The organism is Microcoleus sp. AT8-B5, assembly GCF_036705565.1.
In the GTDB taxonomy this organism is placed as follows: domain Bacteria; phylum Cyanobacteriota; class Cyanobacteriia; order Cyanobacteriales; family Microcoleaceae; genus Microcoleus.
Genome location: NZ_JAUBUY010000083.1, coordinates 1 through 16,522 on the forward strand (window position 1 = coordinate 1; position 16,522 = coordinate 16,522).

At 45.8% G+C, this 16,522-nt stretch carries 12 protein-coding genes; 6 read left to right on the forward strand and 6 right to left on the reverse strand.

The genetic code is table 11. The features are described 5' to 3' along the window. Positions 1–391 precede the first annotated feature (391 nt). From dxs to QUB39_RS29285, 4 genes are all read left to right on the forward strand, one after another. On the forward strand, positions 392–2,299 hold the full coding sequence (dxs, locus tag QUB39_RS29270) for a 1-deoxy-D-xylulose-5-phosphate synthase (RefSeq protein ID WP_333051441.1): 1,908 nt from the start codon (positions 392–394) through the stop codon (positions 2,297–2,299). A 108-nt stretch (positions 2,300–2,407) separates the two neighbouring features. After that, positions 2,408–2,725, forward strand: coding sequence for a hypothetical protein (locus QUB39_RS29275; protein WP_333051443.1), 318 nt, complete (start codon positions 2,408–2,410; stop codon positions 2,723–2,725). A gap of 178 nt (positions 2,726–2,903) precedes the next feature. Then, positions 2,904–3,053, forward strand: coding sequence for a hypothetical protein (locus QUB39_RS29280; RefSeq protein ID WP_333051445.1), 150 nt, complete (start codon positions 2,904–2,906; stop codon positions 3,051–3,053). Between the two features lie 7 nt (positions 3,054–3,060). Next, entirely contained in the window at positions 3,061–4,284 is a 1,224-nt protein-coding gene (locus QUB39_RS29285) for an NAD(P)/FAD-dependent oxidoreductase (protein ID WP_333051446.1), read from the forward strand. A gap of 130 nt (positions 4,285–4,414) precedes the next feature. Here QUB39_RS29285 and QUB39_RS29290 read toward each other — a convergent pair whose 3' ends face one another. The 6 genes from QUB39_RS29290 to QUB39_RS29315 all read right to left on the reverse strand — a co-directional run bounded on the left by QUB39_RS29290 (position 4,415) and on the right by QUB39_RS29315 (position 12,708). After that, positions 4,415–6,841, reverse strand: coding sequence for a sulfotransferase (locus QUB39_RS29290; protein WP_333212692.1), 2,427 nt, complete (start codon positions 6,839–6,841; stop codon positions 4,415–4,417). A gap of 135 nt (positions 6,842–6,976) precedes the next feature. After that, a complete protein-coding gene (locus QUB39_RS29295) occupies positions 6,977–9,049 on the reverse strand; it encodes a Wzt carbohydrate-binding domain-containing protein (protein ID WP_333212690.1) in 2,073 nt (690 codons plus the stop codon). Then, a complete protein-coding gene (locus QUB39_RS29300; RefSeq protein WP_333051451.1) occupies positions 9,050–9,841 on the reverse strand; it encodes an ABC transporter permease in 792 nt (263 codons plus the stop codon). Continuing rightward, complete coding sequence (locus QUB39_RS29305; protein WP_333212688.1) at positions 9,838–9,981, reverse strand: hypothetical protein; 144 nt, start codon at positions 9,979–9,981, stop codon at positions 9,838–9,840. Before QUB39_RS29305 ends, QUB39_RS29300 begins: the two co-directional genes overlap by 4 nt. A gap of 118 nt (positions 9,982–10,099) precedes the next feature. Then, entirely contained in the window at positions 10,100–11,443 is a 1,344-nt protein-coding gene (locus tag QUB39_RS29310) for a glycosyltransferase (RefSeq protein ID WP_333051453.1), read from the reverse strand. A gap of 74 nt (positions 11,444–11,517) precedes the next feature. Further along, complete coding sequence (locus tag QUB39_RS29315) at positions 11,518–12,708, reverse strand: glycosyltransferase (protein WP_333051455.1); 1,191 nt, start codon at positions 12,706–12,708, stop codon at positions 11,518–11,520. 222 nt (positions 12,709–12,930) lie between these two features. Here QUB39_RS29315 and QUB39_RS29320 point away from each other — a divergent pair, with 222 nt between their 5' ends. Together QUB39_RS29320 and QUB39_RS29325 are read left to right on the forward strand one after the other, a co-directional pair. Then, positions 12,931–13,122 carry a hypothetical protein gene (locus QUB39_RS29320; protein WP_333212685.1) on the forward strand — a complete coding sequence of 64 codons (192 nt, stop codon included), beginning with the start codon at positions 12,931–12,933 and terminating at the stop codon, positions 13,120–13,122. A gap of 1,535 nt (positions 13,123–14,657) precedes the next feature. Then, a complete protein-coding gene (locus QUB39_RS29325) occupies positions 14,658–16,295 on the forward strand; it encodes an MBL fold metallo-hydrolase (RefSeq protein WP_333051822.1) in 1,638 nt (545 codons plus the stop codon). Positions 16,296–16,522 lie beyond the last annotated feature (227 nt).

A 16,522-nucleotide genomic window follows, 5' to 3' on the forward strand; every position in this document is an offset into this window, starting at 1 on the left:
TCTAAAATCTAAAATCTAAAATCTAAAATCGATTAGCGATTAGGAACTAACAACATAAGCTTTTTTATATTGACCACGAATTTCAAAGGTGGTACCCGCCACGTGATTTATCCGTGCAATCAATCCAAAATCGAAAATCGAAAATCAGAAGAGCCCCCGCATTTATCCGTGGGGTCGCCTCTAAAATCGAAAATCGAAAATCTAAAATCGATTGACGGCGCACAATTTATTAACTATAATTACCAGACCCGAAATAACAAAATTGTTACGCCTAACAGTTTTTCTCAAATAACCGTTAAACTATTCTAACGTTTGCGCGTACCCAACGTTGCAGGCACAACCTATATCTGTTAAGGATTCGTCCTGATTCACAGGAGCAAGATTTTAAAATATGCATCTCAGCGAACTGACTCACCCAAACCAATTACACGGCCTCTCGATTCATCAACTCGAACAAATTGCCCGACAAATTCGAGAAAAGCATTTAGAAACTGTAGCCGCTAGCGGCGGCCACCTCGGCCCAGGATTGGGTGTAGTCGAACTGACCTTAGCACTCTACCAAACACTCGACCTCGATCGCGACAAAGTTACTTGGGATGTCGGCCACCAAGCTTATCCTCACAAATTGATAACCGGCCGCTACAACCAATTTCACACCCTGCGCCAAAAAGACGGCGTTGCAGGCTATCTCAAGCGCTGCGAGAGCAAATTTGACCACTTCGGCGCCGGCCACGCTTCCACAAGCATTTCCGCAGCGTTAGGGATGGCGATGGCGCGCGACCTCAAGGGGGAAAACTTTAAAACTGTAGCAGTCATCGGCGACGGCGCCTTGACTGGGGGCATGGCACTCGAAGCGATTAACCACGCGGGCCATATGCCGAAAACCAATTTGTTAGTTGTGCTCAACGACAACGAGATGTCAATCTCGCCCAACGTCGGCGCAATTACCCGCTATTTGAACAAGATGCGATTGTCGCCACCGGTGCAGTTTCTCAAAGATAACTTAGAGGAACAATTCAAACACATTCCCTTTGTCGGCGAAACTTTTACTCCAGAAATGGAACGCCTCAAAGAAGGGATGAAACGCTTGGCTGTCTCGAAAGTTGGAGCAGTAATTGAAGAATTGGGCTTTACTTACATGGGCCCGGTAGATGGACACAATTTGGAAGAGTTAATTACCACTTTCAAACAAGCTCATACTATCCAAGGGCCTGTGCTAGTTCACGTTGTGACGGTGAAGGGCAAAGGATATGCGATCGCCGAAAAAGACCAAGTAGGATATCACGCCCAAAATCCCTTTAACTTAGCCACAGGCAAAGGCATTCCCTCCACTAAACCAAAGCCTCCAGCTTACTCGAAAGTCTTTGCCCACGCCCTAGTCAAGCTAGCAGAAGATAATCCGAAAATTGTCGGCATTACCGCTGCTATGGCAACCGGAACTGGTCTGGATAAACTTCATGAAAAACTGCCTAAACAGTACATTGATGTCGGGATTGCCGAACAGCACGCCGTGACTTTATCCGCTGGTTTAGCCTGCGAAGGAATGCGCCCGGTTGTGGCAATTTACTCGACATTTGTCCAGCGGGGATACGACCAAATAATTCACGATGTTTGTATCCAAAATTTGCCAGTTTTCTTCTGTTTGGATCGCGCGGGCATTGTCGGTGCTGACGGCCCAACTCACCAAGGAATGTACGACATTTCTTTCTTGCGGTGCCTGCCAAATATGGTAGTTATGGCACCAAAAGATGAGGCAGAATTGCAGCGGATGGTAGTCACGGGAATTAACCACACCAGTGGCCCGATCGCCATGCGTTACCCGCGCGGCAACGGTTACGGCGTGCCTTTGATGGAGGAAGGTTGGGAAGAATTGCCGATCGGCAAAGCTGAAATTCTCCGCAACGGCGACGATGTGCTGATTTTGGGTTATGGTTCAATGGTTTATCCGGCAATGCAAACCGCCCAGATTCTGAGCGAGCACGGTATTGAAGCAACTGTCATCAATGCGCGTTTTGTCAAGCCTTTGGACACCGAATTAATCTTGCCTTTAGCACAGCGAATCGGCAAAGTTGTCACAATGGAAGAAGGCTGTTTGATGGGAGGCTTTGGTTCAGCAGTAGCCGAATCTTTGCTCGACAATAATGTCCTCGTGCCCCTGATGCGGTTGGGTGTACCCGATACATTGGTAGATCATGCAACGCCTGAACAATCATTTGCCAGTTTAGGATTAACTCCGTCGCAAATGTGCGATCGTATCTTAGCAACATTCAGCCGCAAACAGTCTCCTGTTAGCGTGTAAATAGCTAGAATGGTAGGGTGCAGCGCACCTTACCATTCTAGCTCCGATCTATGACAGTGAAAGAGCAGCATGATTGAAGGAAGATTTGAGGATAAGGGAGAAAAAACAATGACTAACGTAAAACCAAATCGTACCGTGCGGCGGGGAAGACTGTTCCCAGAAATTCAGTGGTCAGAAGAAAAAAAAGCCCAGTGGCGAGCCGAAAGAGAAGCATTTTATCAGCGCTGCAAACCAATTTTCGATCGCCTCAAACCAGAATTGATTAAAACCCACTACAACTGGTACATGGCCGTTGAACCCGACAGCGGAGACTATTTTATCGACAAAGATGATATGGTGGCTACCAAAATGTGTCGCCAGAAACATCCAAATGCTATCCCCTTCATGTTCCGCATCAACAATACAGGGGCGTGTGGCACGATATGATTCAAGGAACATTTGGTGATGAGGATGAGCTATTTTTGGAAATTGAATTGATTGCTGATAACGGCTTAGAATTACCTGTTGATGCCCTGCTAGATACAGGTTTTTAGGGCTGGTTAGCAATGGACAGTCAATCGATTTTAGATTTTAGATTTTAGATTTTAGATTTGAAATTGAATAATTGAATAAAGCGAGATTACGGATGAATCCGGGGGATTTTACCCTAATGGGTGCCGGAGTACCGGAAATTTTAATCGGCCGCCAGTTGTTGAAAAATCGGCGATTGGTAGTTGATATTTCGGCGGGTGTTTTGACATTGGAAGCGAGTTAAAAGCAAAATGAATTTAAAAAGTTTTGACATAGTAATAGTAGGAGCAGGCCCTGCAGGCGGTCACTGCGCGAGAATCCTAGCCCAATCCGGCCACAAAGTCTTGCTGGCAGAGCAAAACGACAATTTTAATAAAAATGACTTTTCTAGCGCCGCTACACCTCTAGAAACCCTCTCTAAATTCGATTTACCTGAATCCGTTATCGGCAGTTTTTGGCACAAACTTACTATTGAAACTAGCAAAGTCAGTCAAACTTGGGAGTCTCCCGAAAGCTTGGGAGTTGTTCTCAACTTTGCTAAATTTAGAGCATTTTTGGCTAGCGAAGTTGAGCGATTTGGCGGTGAAGTTTGGCTTGGTTATCGCTACATTCGACACTCACAAGAAAACGGCGAAACAATAGTCGAATTTAAACAGTTATCCGACGGTAAACTTATCCAAGTTAGCACGAAAGTATTGGTTGATGCTACTGGCTTCGCTAGGGCGGTTATGTACGAAAAAGAGAATGATAAGCCCAATTTTTTGTCGGGAACTGGAATTGAATATTTAATTGAAGTAGAGCCAGAAGTTTACAATAAATACAGCGGTGATTTAATCTTCTTTTTGGGCGATAAATGGATGCCGAAGGGTTATTCCTGGATATTCCCAATGGAACAAAACCGACTGAAAGTTGGTGCGGGTCGCATTTTTTTAGACCCGAAAACGGTGAGGCATTTGTCACCGCTGAAAAAATATATTGATTTACTGATTGATGAATATCTGAAGTCTAAAAGTTATAAAATTATTGACAAACATGGTTCGACGCTGAAGTACAGTCCTGGTTTGAAGGATATTTATTGGAAAGAAAATAATGTAATTGCGATCGGCGATACTGTCTCGACAGTAAATTTTTTGGGCGGCGAAGGGATTAGACACGGGATGGATGGTGCCCAAATCGCAGGGAAATATATTCAAAGCTATTTGCAGGGGAAAATCTCAGATTTTCGGGATTATGAGACCCAAATGCACCGCAAGTTTGATCGGAAATGGAATATTTCAGAAAGGTTGGCGGTGAGAAAGTATATCGATGATGTTAATGATGAACTAACCGATAAAATGATTTCTTATTTAAAGTATATGAAAACTGAAGAGGTGATGGATATTTTATTTTATTATAAATTTGAGAGAATTTCCAGAGGATTCGGCGGTTATTTGCAGCGGAAAATCAAGGGATTGATTAAGCGATTTCACTTGTAAGGTGCGTCTGTTGAAAAATTGTTAGTTGAGGGAAAAATCTCGCTGGCTGACGCAGCCTACTGACTTAAAAGTAAGGTGCGTCTGTTGAAAAATTGTTAGTTGAGGGAAAAATCTCGCTGGCTGACGCACCCTACAAACCTAATTGCCATAAAAATTTTTCTCCTGTAACTTTAATGCGCGGCAGAGACATTAAATTATCGTCAAAACTGCTATAATTTAATTTATATGATACACCAAAAGTATATCCACTCGCTCCAATTAAATGCGCTACAATTGGATCGACATCCCCGTAAGGATAGGCAAAACATTTAACAGATTTCTCTAATCCCCGTTCTAAGATAGCACGGGATTTCGCCCCCTCCCGCACAATTTCTGTCGGCGACAATGCCGTCAAAGGTTGATGAGTAGCAGACATAGAACCGAATTCAATTCCTGCATTCTGCAGTTGCAAAATTTCCGGCCATCCCATTAACTGCACTTCTTCAAATTCGGCTTTTTCCCAACTATTTGTCTTTCCTATTGACTCAGCTACGAGAAAAACAGTCGCTGTAAAATCAAAGCGTTTTAGCAGAGGCCAAGCATATTGGAAAAAGTCGAGATAGCCGCCGTCAAAAGTCATCAATACAGCTTTACCGGGTAAAGGAGTTTTATCCCGTTTCGCACTTTGCCAATTTTCCCAACTCGCACTATAATAACCGCGATCTTTGAGATACTGCAACTGTTGTTCCAAAACCTGGGGGCTAACTGCGTCTAAACTGTCAGGAGAAATGCGGCGGTAGGAGAGAATCGGCAGCCTTTGTGTAACGCTATGGTTGTCCAAAACTTGAGGTTTCACGGAGTGAGAAACTTCCTGATAAGAAGATTTTGAGCGAATGATTTCCGGTGCGTAAAATACTTGCTTTGGGAACTCGTTTTCTTGGGGAATTTGCATTGTCGGTTCCCCCGCGATTGCTGCGGCTGACTCGATTTCCTGTAGCGCAGCCGCCGGGAGTGAGGCGCGACGGCTGACACTTGTCCCGATCGCACCCGATCGCCTGCCGAAGATCACCGCATTTTGGGGGTAAATGCCCCCAGCACCCGCTGCATTCAAACTGTCGGGCAAATTAGACCTTTGTTGAGCACAAGAGGCTAAGCGCGATCGTAGCCATTGCTTGCCGTTGAGTGGTTTTCCCAGCAAAGCTTCTCGCACGGCGGCGACGCACAACTCAAAACCCATATTTCGATTAATTGTCGATCGCAATTTTTGAGCCGAAACAAAATTATTTTCCACCGCAACAGTGACAATCCCGACAGCAACGCCGCCTACTTTCACCAGCACGTCTATTTCCGAAAGCTCAACTTTTATATTAGCAAATTCCTCGCTAACTTCTACAGCAATCAAATCTTTTTCGAGGGTAATTGTTGGGACTTCCTCAGCTATTTCATGATTGTAGAAATCCTCCAAATTCCAATGGGGACGCCCCCATAATTCTTGCAAAAATAGCGTCCAGTCATGTTTAGGGTGCAATGGTTTCAGCACAGTTTCCCACAATTTATTGCCTTTTTCGCAGCGATTGCGTTGAAAGAAGCGATCGAGAATTTGCCAAGCAAACTGGGCTGCAACCGCATCCGCCAACACCGAAGCCGCCACCATGCCATCGCAAATCGGCAATTCAACAATACCGAGTTTAATTCCTTCTAGTTTTATCGTACAGCACAGGCGATCGTATATTTGCGGAAGATTACAAATATCGGAAATTGGTTCGCTCACTTCCACCGTCAACTTCCAGGCAATTTCACCCTTGACTCGCTTAATCTTATCTAAAATATATCGAATTTCCTGGTCATTAAAAATTTTATGATATTTGTGAACCTTATTACTTTTAACCTCTCTATCAATCCCTTGATGCCAAGGCAGATTTAAACTGAGATGAGCAGCTTTTTCTTGATAAAACTCCAGCATTTTATCATCATACTCAATTTCCATAAACTGAGAAAGTTCTTCTAACTTTTTTACTTTATTGTCGAGAATTTCCTCATACTTGACTAATATATGATTAGAATTTTTAGCATATTTGTGACTAATTAACATCGCCTCCTTCCAGCGATGGATACAGTGGTTTAAATCCCAACCAGGCCCCCACAAATCATGAGAATTACTAGTCGCCTCATGCAGAGAAGCTATTGTATCCATACTGTTTCGCAAAATATGTATAAATTTAGCATCCGGCAAAAAGCGCTGTATGTCCTCAATAAAATATATGTGTTCCGGCGTTTTTTCCAACCAAATACTTTTGTTTTGTTCCGCAGCCAAACCATCCAAAACTCCGACAAACCAACTAACTTTAGTTGCCACAGTTTGACTATCATCAAAACCTTGCAAAAGTTCAGGCCGATTAATCTCATCCTTAAAAAAAGCTTCCATCCTACCTGGCAACTTTCCCGCAAACTTCTTGTACAGTAAATAGTGAAAAAACTTAGATTCAGGAAAAGAAATAACTTCAGGGTGAGCAGCTAATAAACTTTGAAGCATGGTTGTGCCGCTTCTCGGAGAGCCTACTAAAAATATCCGTTTCATTTTTCTAGCTGATAGATGGTTTGTGAATTAATTTTTTTTTAGGAACCGCAGAGAGCGCAGAGGGCACAGAGGAAGAGAAGAAAGAGGTATGATTCATGTTCGTCTCTGGGCACTCTGCATTTAAAAACTTTTTTTCTAACTCCAACTAAAATCCTCATGCAAGAAATCCGAAAGTTCCTGATTGTAAGGTTTGAAATAATTAGTCAATTCTTGTTCTATTGTCGCTGGCATTTGGCTGTATTCATCGACATGATTAATTTCATATTTTTTACTTGTATTTTCACTAATATCCAGGAATTTCAATACTTCGGAAAATACTTTGCCTGTATGTGCGTAAAAATCTTCGCTCTTGATAATTAGCAACTGTTCTCTCGGAAAATAGTCGAGCCAATTTTTGATTTGTTCTACATAAATTCCCCGCGACAAATAGGAATAATGCTGGTGATTGAAACTGTAATAATTTTCATCTGCTTTGATTTTTTCAATCTCACCTTTGAGTCGAGCGGGTTCAGAAGCGATCGCCTTTTCAAAATCCAACTTTTCGGTGCCTCGCGCCACTTCTAAATGATAGTGCATCCACGCTCGTTTTACTGGGTTTCCCAGCATTACAATCAGCTTAACATCCGGGAAACACTTGTAAACTCGCTCCGCCACCAAAGGATGATAAATATAGTAAGAAGTCATCTCCCACAGGATCACCTTCTCACTCGCTACACTCCGTGTCAACTGCTTGCTGTACCAATCAACACCACGCTCAAAATTTAATTCAAAAAAGTGAATATCTCGAGAACCTTCTTTGATAATTTGCAAGTGATTTTCGAGATGGCTGTATAGATATTCTGTGCCACAGTTTTGAGCGCCAATTATTAAAAAGTCAGGTTTTTGCTTGTTTTCCAACTGAGTCAAAATCTTGGCGTAGCCCGGATGATTATTATCCAAATCGTAAGTTGCCGTGGCTGGTTCGGCCACATCCATAAGCGGCATTTTGCCCTCAAATTCCCAGCGGTACGGCGGACAAAGAATCGTTTTTTGGTTTACAGTCGATCGCACGTACAGCGGATAAACCTGCCACTGATAATCGTAGGCGTAAGCCAAAGTTTCCTCGTAAACCCCAGCATTCACGTAATACTGACCGTTTCCTAAATCCAGCCTATCTATTTGCAGCCGGATTTTGCCTTTCCCTTTCACCAGCGGCAGCAGTCTGCCCATTTGATTAGTATTAGTCTCAAAACAACTTTGACCATCATCCCTGCTGATTGTCACGGCAAAAATAGCAGCAGAAATTTCCTGCGCCACCGAATAATGAATTTCAATGCTAATAGCATCACCGCTATCTATTTCCGTATTTGGCGACACTTTGACATCGGTAATTTCTACTTCCATAGTACCGAAGCGATTCTGATTACCTCGCAGTGGCGAACCGCTACTTGTAGCTTCAGCAGCACGCAGGGGAGTGCTATTTTCTGTGGACGATCGCATTTCTGACAAATACTGACCGACTACCACTTCCGGTTCCCCGTAAGCGACGATTTCACCGGATTTCAGCCACAAAGCCCGATCGCACATTTTCTGAATTTGCGACGCAGTGTGAGAAATCAAAACAATCGCGCATCCTTGATTCTTAAACTCAGTTATCTTATTCAAACATTTAGTTTGAAAAGCCACATCACCAACCGACAAATGTTCATCAACTAACAGCACTTCTGGATCGGTATGCACCGCCACCGAAAAAGCCAGCCGCATTTTCATCCCCGTACTATAAGTCCGCGTCGGGCTGTCAATAAACTGTTTTAACTCTGCAAATTCCACAATATCGTCAAACCTGCGCGCCACTTCCCGGCGAGTCAAACCGGCCACCACCGCGCCCACAAACACGTTTTCTCTGCCCGTTAGATCCGTGTGAAAACTCGCACCCAAATCTAACAACCCGCCAATTCTGCCGTTAACTTTAATAGAACCTTCCTCAGCCCTGCAAATACCGCCTACAACTTGCAGCAGCGTTGATTTTCCCGCGCCATTCTTTCCAAGAATTCCCAGCATTTCGCCAGGAGAAACAGTAAAATTTATATTCCGCAGCGCCCAAAAACTCGCCTCCGGCTTCAGCTTCCACCAACCGGACAAAGCGGCTTCCATAATCGTATGAGGTTTCGCGGTAGAGTAGCGGTTAAAACGCTTACCCAAACCTTTGACAATAATTGCTTCACGCATTTACACTTCCTCCACAAAATGAGCGCTTTGCCGTCTAAAAATTCCCAGTCCGATGGGTAAAAGAGCCGCCACAGCCAAGCTCAAAATTAACAGAGCAGACCAATCCGGCTGCATACCTTTAAGAAGTATGGCGCGGTAAGCTTCAATCAGGGGCACCATTGGATTTAAGTAATAAAAAATCTTAAATTTTTCGGGGACGCTGCTGATGTCGTAGAAAATCGGAGTCAGGTAAAACAGCATCTGCAAAACTACTCCCAAAGTGTGCTGAGTGTCGCGGAAAGTGACATTCAAAGCGGCAAGGGGATAAGCAAAACTAACTGTCAGGAAAAACTGAATAATCATCAGCAGCGGCAACAACAAGAGCACTGCATTCAGAGGAGCGCCATCAATTGCCAGAAAGATAAGTAACACCGGCAATGCTAAGAAAAAGTGAATGAGCCCCGTCGTCGTCGTGACTATCGGCAAAATTGCCGACGGGAAATTTGGCTGCCTGATTAGTGGCTTATGATTGGTAATTAATGCCGTTGATTTAAATAATACCGTTTGAGACCAATTCCAGATTAACAAGCCGCTGAAAGCAAAGGAAGAAAATTTTGGAATATTAAGGGGTACTACAGAGCGAAACAAAAAGGAAAATACAGCCAACTGTAACAGCGGACTGATTAAAGTCCAAGCAATCCCCAAGGTCGATCGCTTGTAAAGTAATTTCATCTCGCGATCGACCAATACCCGTAGCAAATCAAAGAAATGAGTTATTTTGCGAATATAAGCTACCTTTCCCGCATTTCTCACAGCACACCCCCAGCAACTATCTGAGGTTCTCCCCCGGATAAATTCCAGGGCAGAATCTTAACCAAATTCAGGGTCTGTACCAGAGTCTGTTTGTCAGAAATTGGTTCTAAAAAATCTGCTTCGATCAATTTTATTGTCATAATTACCTTTGTCACTTTCTGTGGTTTTTAATATCTAAATTACTATTTTCTATCACTTAATGTCTGACTTGATTACACCTCTATATTCTGTTTTTTATCTAATCTAATTATGTCATTTCTAGGAAGAAGTTTTCAGGTTTTTTTTCTCCAATACTGTAAACAACTGTAGATTTTGAAGTAGGGTGTTGTCAACCAAGCTAGGCTCGGAATGAGCAGCACTTTTGGGCATACCCTTAACCGCGATCGCCCGAGCCAGGGGTTCGGCAAAGTCAAGGGCCAGAATCGATCGCAAGTGAGCGCCCCGCAGTGGCTCTACACCGAATTTGGGAGTGACGTGACCGACAGACAGTTCACCGTAACTGAGGTAAATGCCATCGGGTTTTTTCTCGTCAATGATTCGTTCTGCTGCTTCCCAACCTTCCTGCAAATCGATTTCAATTTCATGTCTGCCCAAGTCAGCACCAGCAGGCTCACCTTGCATAAAACTAGAAAGAGCCGATCGACTTTTCAACTCATCAATAGCACCCCGCAAATACCAATAAGCGCGCAATTTTGCCCGCAACCACCGCCAAGTTCCCCGCATCCCCAAGCTTTCGAGTAAATCAAGAGATTTCCTGGCTCCCACAGCCAGCCAATCCACAGCAGCCGGCCAGAAAAACGTGACCGCCACCACAATTTTATCCACCAGCGAGTCAGCAGTTTCGTAGACTGCTATCGGCAGTATCGGTCTAAGTTCCGGGTGTCGGTACCCGATCAAAACATTCGATCGCCCTTCCTGACGAAATCTGCCGAAAGAGCGATCGAGATTGTTAGTTTCGTGTTCGTAATGATAGCCCACTGCTTCAGCAGCCACAACAAAAGGTACATTAGCTTTCAGCAAACGCATCCCAAACTCATAATCTTCTCCGCCACAGTTCCCAAAAGCCGAATCAAACCCATCGAGACGAGCAAACAGTTCTGCATCCAAAGAAAGGTTGCCGCTGAGCAAATCTAGATAAGTAAATCGATGACCGGGCTGACTCATCTGATAAAACTTCTCTTCCCACCACGATCGCACTTCCACCTCGAACAATGTAGTTCCTCCATGCAACTTAGGCGGATAGGGGCCCATGACAGCCGAGCCCGGACGCAAAGAGTGAACCCGCGCATGACTTTCCACCAAAGGCGGCAGCGCTTCGATATCGTCGTCGAGAAACAGCAGCAATTGCCCCGTAGCCGAAGCCGCTCCCGTATTGCGGGCGATGGCAGCACTCCGGCAATTTTCCTCGATCGCCTGCACTTTAAACCGAGCTTTATAGTCTTGTAGCATTGCCAAAGTATTATCTATGCAGCTATCTGCCACTACAATAACCTCGATCAGGTCGATCGGATAAGTCTGCAAGTGCAAAGCATCCAAAGCCCGCCGCAGCGAAGAACTTCGGTTGTGGCTAGGAATAATTATGCTAACTGTTAGATTTTCCATATTTACATTACAACAATTAACTTCATCTGCATTTCATCTCCCTTCATCGACCGTTAAAAATAATCTACAAATCCCTATTCATTGCTCCCCTTCATTTTTTGTAACAACTTCCTAGAAGCAAAATAAGCCATCGGCCCGCTAATGCAGCCCCGCAGTTGAGCCCACAGCAAATCCCTCGGAACCGCATCCGGCTGCTTTCGCAAAGAAGCAATTAATTCAGGAATTTGCTTATACCACAGCCATCCCCAAGCTAATAGAGGCACACTGAATTCTCTGTTGATTACAAACATCCGCGTCCAGAAAGCATAGACTCCGATGCCGTAGCCTTGGAGCGTTTTTCGCAATTCTTCCCAAGTGCGCCGATGGCGGTGCCAACTCAATGCTCTCGGCTCGTAGACAATGCAGTAGCCCGCGCGCAAAATGCGGGCAAAAAGTTCACAGTCTTCGCCACCCACCGTGGGCGTTCCCGCCCCCAAAGCTTCGTCAAACAGCCCAATGTAGTCGATCGAACTTTTCCGCAAAGCCATACTCGCCGAAACTCCCACAAGATGCACAATCAGAGGATTGCAGTGCGCCCCATCAACAACTCGGCGCTCAAATCCCCGCCCGTGGGGGCTGTAGCGCTCGAACCATTCTTGCGCTTCGGTTTCCAGTTCCAAGGGCATCACCAGCCCCGTGACGCACATCACTCGCGGATCGCTGAAATTTCGCAAGAGCGATCGCAGCCAGTTCGGATCGGGGGCCGCATCGTCATCTGTAAACGCTACGAATTCATGTTTAGCTTCGCGTAAAGCTCGGTTACGGGCAGCGCTGGAGCCTGGTAAGTCTTCGCGCACATAGCGGGCTTGTGGGTAATTTTTGACCAGTTCCTTCGTCGCGTCCGTGCTGGGGCAATTGTCAATTACTAAGTATTCCTGACCCTCGTCTGGGAGCTGCATCAGCGCGTCAAGAGTGCGCCGCAAATCTTCCGGGCGATCGCGCGTGCAAACCGCTACTGTAGCGATCTGCAATACCTCCACCGACCCCCGCTCATCCCATTCTAGAGTCTCGTAGAGCAAGTTTTTCCACAAGTTGTCCCCCGCAGCCTTCATCAGTGTTTCCCGTAATTCGTCACCGCCAATGCCACCTCCGACTACGGACAAAAGAGCTTGACCGATCGGTTTTCCGTGCAGTCGAATTAAAACCAAGGCTTTGCTGTAACGCTCATCAACCGTAATTTCTGGCGGGAGTTTGGAGATTTCCAGCTCAACAATAGCTGTTGCCATTTTAGATTTTATCTTTTATATTTTAGATTGCGAAAAAATCCTAGATACTCCGTATATTACCGGATGTATTTTAGCATAAATTGTTTTAGGGTATAGCAACTTCTCAATGCCACACTTGCCGATCGCCGATTGCGAATCAAATTGCGAATCAAATTGCGAATCAAACATAAAGCCTCATTGCTTTTATTGCTTTTATTTATTTTTACTTTCAATTACCCGCTGATGTCAAGTTTTTTCCCAACACAAGTTTTACCATCGGCAACGATCCCGCGTCGAGGATTGTGTCAATTGCAGGTATTATTGGCAGCCGATCGCCACCAAGCCTCGCCATTAATGCCACATCTAAAAACCCGATTTTTTGATAAAACCGGGTTGGTGCGATCGCTCCTCATTTCAGCTCTAATTGCGCTCTGATAAGCTGTGGAGCATTTAAAATAGTATTGTAGGGTGCGGAGCGTCCTCCGCGTTTCCCTTGCCGGTGGAAGCGATCGAGAGCTGACGCACCCTACTGGCCTCGTTAGTGGTTTAAATGCTCCACAGCTTACTATTCTCAAAAACCTAAGCTGTGGCGGCATTTAAATTGTATATCAAAAAAAATAAATTCGTGTGGGAAGTAGGGGGTTCGGCGTCCCGCCCGCCCTGAATATACAATTTAAATGCACGACAGCATACCAAATAATTCAACACTCTCGCCCTTCAAACTTTCGCGATCGAACCGCGCACGGATTAGGTGAAAAATACTCCCAAACTCAACCCTAAATCAGACCCATAAACGATAAAAGAAACAGGAGATTACAGGCTGGTTGGAGACTCATCGAGCTGAGATTACTTCTGGCAACTTAGTGGTATTTTTACAGAATGAATATCATGTATTGTCTGGGGATTTATGTGGCTATGTTTGGGGTTAAACAAAAAAACGCATCGTTTTGCCCCCTTGTCAATGAGCGGAGTAAACAAACGTATTATGGGGCAGTCAATCGATGGCGCGATTTTAGATTTTAGATTTTAGATTAAAGAATTGAAGTATTGACTTGCGCGAGATAAATTCGGGGGATCCTTTATCGGATACAGGTTTTTTATTTCTGCACGGATGAATCACGTGGCGGGTATCCTGGAGGCTTTCGGTCAAAAAGCCATTTACACTCTCTCCTCGATAGCCACAAGGTTTACTTAGAAGAATGTATCAAACTTTTACAAAAAAACCCATCAAACTCATAAAGTCTCTCTCTGCCTTGACAAAAGCAGTTAGGAATGAGAATTAAATAACTTCCACTCTTGAAAGTGGGATGGGCGTCCCGCCCGTCCACTCATGACGGGCGGGACGCCCATCCCACAATAACAATTAAAATTGTAAGTTATTTAATTCGCGATCCTTAGTTAGCACGATGGGGGTTCTTCCTTTTTCAGATTGGACTATAAACCGCCCTCAAAACCCTAAAAATGAAGAATTGTAAAGTTTTATCAAGATGTTTGGGCATCTGAATTAAAATCTTCTCATAAAAAAGACTAGCTTTTAGCAGGCGCAAATTGTGGAAAAAGGTTTAAAACTCAGAATATGAGATCGATCTCGCTACTCTTACATGGTGCAATAAAATGTAACTTTTGATGCAAGAACCAGTAGCCTGAACTTTGTCGAAGGCCCAAGGCCCATCCGGCCAATGCCTTCGGAAAATCGCCTTCTTGGCGCTGCATCAAATCTTAAGTGCAATTACTTTCCTTGCACGAGAGCCGGAGCCTTCGAGCCAACATTTAGCTCCAAGGGTTACGCACCAGAACTTTGATAAACCGGGTTTTTTTACCGGGAGCGAGGGCGGCAACAAAGTGTTTTCGTTCATCAAACCCGGTTTCAGCGTCCGAGACTGAACTCGATCGAATGAATGCAGTCGCAACCAATGTTTAAAAGAGGCGATACTGCAAGTTGCGTGCAAAGCAGGGAGCTAACCGCAGTGATGGATCTCGATTGTTTACCTTACGGCGCAGGCCACGCACAGGAAGGGGTCTGTCTGCTAGTCCGAATGGGGCCGCACCGCATTTTACTCGACTGCGGTATAGAGGATATTGCACCGCTATCAGCGACACTAAATCGATCGCTGCCAGCCGATTTTGTGGTGTGTACCCACGCCCACTCCGATCATGCCAGAGGTTTGCTAGCACTCCATCAATCTTTCCCCCACTTGCCAATTTACGCCAGCGAAGTGACAGCGCGACTGCTACCGCTCAACTGGCCACAACTGGCTCAGCAGCCAGAGTCCCGGTTCTGTCAGGGACTGCCCTGGCAGTCGCCGCTCGAAGTGCGCCCAGGACTGAGCGTGCAGTTGTTCCCGTCGGGTCATTTGCCCGGAGCTGCGACTGTGCTGCTGACTTATGCAGCCCCGCACCGCACCTACACCGTCGTTTACACAGGCGACTTTTTCCTGTCCAATTCTCGTTTGGTGGAAGGTTTGCCCCTAGGAGAACTCAGGGGCATGAAGCCGGATGTGTTAATTTTGGAAGGCAGTTACGGCACGGCGCGCCACCCTCACCGCCGACAACTGGAAAATCAGTTAGCCGATCGCATCCACCGCGCCATCGCCGACGGGTACTCCGTACTGCTGCCCGCGCCGGCCCTTGGTTTGGGCCAAGAAATGCTGATGCTGCTCCGCAGTCACCACTACTTTACTGGCCGCGACTTGGATATTTGGGTAGATGGCACTGTCGCCGACGGGTGCGACGCTTATCTAGAACTGTTACCCCAATTTCCCACCGCCGTCCAAAATTTTGCTCTGCACCAACCTTTGTTTTGGGACGAAAGAGTGAAACCCCGCGTCCGTCGGCTGTCTGCCGAACAGCGCCCCGGATTGGGAGCCATGCCCTGTATTGTAATTACAGACAAGTTAGCTGATTTGGCTTTGTATATTGCCGATAGCACAAACCCTTGGATTTTGCTCGCCCCTCAAAAACCAGGATATCCCGTCAGCGACTGGCTGGGCAACAGACCCCAATTTGGAGTCACAAGTGTCGAAACTTATCTGCTAGCCGAACACTGCGACGGGCCGGGGACGACCCAACTCATCCACAATTTGCGTCCCCAGCACGTAATTTTAGTCCACGGTTCCCCTGCATATTTGGCTGACTTGGCTAACTTGGACGAGCTGCGAAACCGCTACCAGTTGCACACTCCGGCGGCTGGAACACTTGTCGAATTGCCGATCGGGGAAATGTTTTTGCAGCCCGCTATCCCAGAAACTAACTATGAGGGAGAACTCAGCGAATTGGGGACAGAGGTAGCAATTAGCTTGCCGAGTCCGATTACAGCCGATCCTCGGTGGGCCAATTTTGCCGATACCGGTTTGGTAGAAGCGCGCTGGCAAGGCGAAGAACTGGTACTGCGGGGCATCTCCCAGCGGGAACTCCTTTTTCAAGGCAGCGCCGTTCAGGCAAACCTCGAATGCTGCGGCAATTGCCAGCACTACCGCAGCCAGCGCTGTTGGAACCAGTCCAGTGCTTTGTTTGGCTTTAAAGTAACCCCCGACGGTTTCTGTCCCGTGTTTAAAGCGATACCGGAGTCCGAACTTTTCCTAGAAGATGGGGAAACAGACGGCGAATAAGCTGTCTGGCACCTCGAAACCAGCCCGCAGGCACAGAAAACAAAAGAACAGTCCTGGACGCACCCAGACAAAAAACCCGGTTTCAGCAGGGGTAAGCTGTCGCGTATTGAATTTTTAACTACCAGCCGGGAAGTCCCTCGGTATATTTAAAGGGGATTAATCTGAGCGCTGCGCGAAGTACCCCGAATAAATTACGCCCGCGTGATGAAAGGCTCGTCGGGTGTAGG

What these genes read in the sequence shown, in the direction of transcription:
- dxs (WP_333051441.1), top strand. Translation starts at nt 392, where the DNA reads ATGCATCTCAGCGAACTGACTCACCCAAACCAATTACACGGCCTCTCG.
- QUB39_RS29275 (WP_333051443.1), top strand. Translation starts at nt 2,408, where the DNA reads ATGACTAACGTAAAACCAAATCGTACCGTGCGGCGGGGAAGACTGTTC.
- QUB39_RS29285 (WP_333051446.1), top strand. Translation starts at nt 3,061, where the DNA reads ATGAATTTAAAAAGTTTTGACATAGTAATAGTAGGAGCAGGCCCTGCA.
- QUB39_RS29290 (WP_333212692.1), bottom strand. Translation starts at nt 6,841, where the DNA reads ATGAAACGGATATTTTTAGTAGGCTCTCCGAGAAGCGGCACAACCATG.
- QUB39_RS29295 (WP_333212690.1), bottom strand. Translation starts at nt 9,049, where the DNA reads ATGCGTGAAGCAATTATTGTCAAAGGTTTGGGTAAGCGTTTTAACCGC.
- QUB39_RS29305 (WP_333212688.1), bottom strand. Translation starts at nt 9,981, where the DNA reads ATGACAATAAAATTGATCGAAGCAGATTTTTTAGAACCAATTTCTGAC.
- QUB39_RS29310 (WP_333051453.1), bottom strand. Translation starts at nt 11,443, where the DNA reads ATGGAAAATCTAACAGTTAGCATAATTATTCCTAGCCACAACCGAAGT.
- QUB39_RS29315 (WP_333051455.1), bottom strand. Translation starts at nt 12,708, where the DNA reads ATGGCAACAGCTATTGTTGAGCTGGAAATCTCCAAACTCCCGCCAGAA.
- QUB39_RS29320 (WP_333212685.1), top strand. Translation starts at nt 12,931, where the DNA reads ATGTCAAGTTTTTTCCCAACACAAGTTTTACCATCGGCAACGATCCCG.
- QUB39_RS29325 (WP_333051822.1), top strand. Translation starts at nt 14,658, where the DNA reads ATGGATCTCGATTGTTTACCTTACGGCGCAGGCCACGCACAGGAAGGG.